The sequence below is a fragment of the Limnofasciculus baicalensis BBK-W-15 genome, from assembly GCF_024178385.1.
GTDB classification, from domain to species: Bacteria; Cyanobacteriota; Cyanobacteriia; order Cyanobacteriales; family Coleofasciculaceae; genus Limnofasciculus; species Limnofasciculus baicalensis.
The window spans coordinates 1-2,354 of record NZ_JAMZMM010000606.1; the positions used below are offsets into that span (position 1 = coordinate 1).

General features: G+C 39.9%; 2 protein-coding genes. Both read left to right on the forward strand.

Translation table 11 applies throughout. The features are described from left to right. Window positions 1–65: 65 nt before the first annotated feature. Window positions 66–1,652, forward strand: coding sequence for an O-linked N-acetylglucosamine transferase, SPINDLY family protein (locus NJ959_RS28660; protein ID WP_254015166.1), 1,587 nt, complete (start codon window positions 66–68; stop codon window positions 1,650–1,652). Beyond that, window positions 1,627–2,354 (forward strand): O-linked N-acetylglucosamine transferase family protein (locus tag NJ959_RS28665; RefSeq protein ID WP_254015167.1); only part of this gene is annotated, 728 nt, incomplete at its 3' end. The genes NJ959_RS28660 and NJ959_RS28665, both read left to right, overlap by 26 nt.

Consider the following 2,354-nt stretch of genomic DNA (forward strand, 5'->3'; position numbering starts at 1 on the left):
GGAGTAGGGAGTAGGGAGTAGGGAGTAGGGAGTAGGGAGGTGGGGAGTGTTGGGGGAGAAGAATCATGAGTGAAAGCCAAAAATTAGTTCAACAGGGAATTCAATACCTGGAATCAGGAAAATTGCCAGATGCAGAAACTTGTTTTCGCCAATTTATACAAACTAATTCTGATAATCCAGATGCTTGGCATCTACTAGGTATTGTTTCTGCACAGAAAAAAGAGTATTCCCAAGCTATTGAGCAAATCATGCGGGCAATTCAACTAAACCCAAAGGAAGCTCTTTTTTACAATAATTTAGCTAATGTTTATCAAGATAAAGGAGATATTGAAGCGGCAATCTCCGCTTTTACCCACGCACTAGAATTAGCCCCTCAATCGTGGGATATTTACTATAACTTAGGAATTCTGTTTGGAATAAAAAATGATTTTGATTCAGCGATTAAATTTTTAGAAACCTTTGTCAAAGCCCAACCCCACCATGTTGAAGGACATACTAACCTAGGAGTCGCCTACGGAAAAAAAGGAGAAACTGAGAAGGGGATTGCCGCCTTTGAAAAAGCCCTAGCCCTCAATCCCAACCAAGTTAATACATTAAACAATTTAGGTAATGCTTACATTGAATATGGAGAATTAGAGAAGGCAATCTTATCTTGTCAAAAAGCCATCGAACTAGAGCCTAATTACGCTGAAGCGCATTATCATTTAGCCCTAGCCCTACAAAAACAAGATCGGTTGACAGAGGCAGTTAAATCATATCAAAAAGCCCTAGAAATTCAATCAAACTATCCTAATGCACTGAATAATTTAGGAAATGTATTTAGCAGTCAGGGCAGGTTTAGTGAGGCAATAGAATCTTACCAAAAAGCATTAGAAATTGAACCAAAACTTAGAAATACCCTCTACACTTTAGGAAATGTATTCCTCTCTCAAGGTAGAACTAATGAAGTTATCCAATCCTATCAAGGGGCTTTTAACATCGATCCTCAATTTATTATTGCCCGGAGTAACTATGTCTTTAGTCTGAATTATAGCGATAGTCATCAACCAGAAACTATTTATCAAGAACATCAAAAATGGGCAGAATTATATGAAACTCCCTTAGCTAAGTTAATTCCCCAGCACCCCAATGTACCTAATCCAGAGAAGAAAATCCGCCTGGGCTACGTTTCCGGTGATTTCAAAACCCATTCTGTCGCTTTCTTTATCGAATCTATTTTAGCTAATCATAATCACCAAAAGTTCGAGATTATTTGTTACTCGAACACAAACCAAAGGGATAGGGTTACAACACGATTAAAAGCATTGGCTGATGGTTGGCGACAAATAGAGACAATGGGCGATGAGAAAGTCGCTGAATTAATCCAACAAGATGAAATCGATATATTAGTAGATTTGTCAGGACATTCAAAGGATAATCGTTTACTAGTATTTGCTCGTAAACCTGCTCCTATACAAGTTACCTATTTAGGCTACCCCAATACCACCGGGTTAAAAAATATTGACTATCGACTTACTGATGGTTACACTGATCCTTTAGGAGAAACAGACCATTTATATAGTGAAACTCTCATCCGTTTACCCCATGGTTTCCTCTGCTATACCCCCCCTCAGCGATACTCCAGATGTGAGCCTACCGCCCTGTTTAACTAAAAAACATATTACCTTCGGCTCCTTTAACAACTTTGCTAAAATTACTCCTGCGGTGATTCATTATTGGAGTGAAATTCTTAACTCTGTTCCCGGCTCCAGAATAGTTCTTAAAAATAACTATAATTTCGATCAAAAAAGTGAATACTATTGGTATGAATTACTCAAAAAAGGTGGCATTGATAAAGCTAATGTAGAATTAGTGAGTAGGCTCCCGGATAGCAAACAGCATCTAGCTTTTTACCAAAATATCGACATTGCCCTCGATATTTTTCCCTACAATGGCACAACGACAACCTGCGAGGCTTTATGGATGGGAGTTCCCGTTATTACCCTAGCAGGTAAAACCCATGTGTCAAGAGTTGGTGTAAGTTTATTATCAGTTATTGGGTTAGAGGAGTTAATTGATCACTCTCCTGAAGAGTATGTTCAAAAAGCTGTCGCTTTAGCCAATCATCAACAGCGACTGGAAGAATTGCGATCCACCCTACGCCGCCGGATGCAATCAGCCCCGCTGACGAATGCCAGCTTGATTGCTCAATCTTTGGAGGATGCCTATCGGCAGATGTGGCGGAATTGGTGCGATACTCAAGACTCTGTTAAGGTATCTAGTCAAGAGCTGCGATCCCTACAAATTACAGGAGAAAAAGATATAGCAACCGCCAAGGCGGTTAGGACGCAAGGCGTAGAACATCATCGACCGCA